This is a genomic window from Arthrobacter cavernae, from assembly GCF_017368795.1.
GTDB lineage: Bacteria > Actinomycetota > Actinomycetes > Actinomycetales > Micrococcaceae > Arthrobacter > Arthrobacter cavernae.
Map to the genome: position 1 here is coordinate 1 of NZ_JAFNLL010000073.1, position 896 is coordinate 896.

Here is an 896-nt window from a genome sequence, read left to right on the forward strand (position 1 = left end):
GGCTGCGCGGCTGCAGGCTGCGCGGCTGCGGGAGGCACGGCGGCGGCCGCCTGGGTGGCAGGGGCCGGCTGGCCCGCCTGGGCCGCCGGCACGGCACCGCCCGGCGTCACCGGGCTCCAGGCTGCGGGCTTGCTTTCCTTGGGGGCGCGGGGGGCCTTGGGCTCTTTGGGTGCCGCCGGCTTCCGGCTGGGCACGGCGGCATCGCGGGCCACCAGGTGCGCCGGGGTCTCGGTGCGGCCCTTGAAGTCGCTGGACAGCCACGGAAGGCGTGGCGCGAAGACCGTGGCGAGCAGGAGCCCAAGGGAACCGATAAGGCCCAGGAGGGCGCTGCCCGTGAAGAACGACGCCGTGGCGAGGAAGAACAGGGCCATGGCAAAGGACGCGGTCACTGACGCGAACTGGTCCACCGACAGGGAACCGATGCGCACCACGGCGTCCGGCTGCAGGCGGCGGGCCACGAACAGGGCGGCAACGATGAGGGGCAGGATGATGCCGATGCCCAGGAAGAAAAGGTTGTTGACGTTCCACAGGTTGTAGCGGCCGCCGAGCATGGGCAGCAGCGAGGCGACGAAAAGGAGCAGTGTGGACCCGAAGACCATGAGGTCGCGGATGGTGAAGGGGCCCAGCACGGCGTCGTACTTTGCCGGCGCACCGGCACCCCCGGCCGCGGGCCCGGTTCCGGCCGCGGGCCCGGTTCCGGCCGCGGGCCCGGTTCCGGCCGCGGGCCCGGTTCCGGCGGCCGGTCCGCTTCCAGCTCCCGCTTCGGGTGCCGTTCCGTGCGGATTCGCACCTTTGTTCGGGCCTAGGCTGAGCTGGTTCATGTGTATCTCCTTCGTGCGGCGGCGCCTTACACGGGCTGGTCCGGTGGCTGCCCCGGGCTGTTTCCCGCGGCTGGC

General features: G+C 72.5%; 1 pseudogene. It reads right to left on the bottom strand.

The features are described 5' to 3' along the window. Positions 1-821, bottom strand: a pseudogene (locus tag J1902_RS18535) (hypothetical protein); the annotation flags it as partial. Between the last annotated feature and the right edge of the window lie 75 nt (positions 822-896).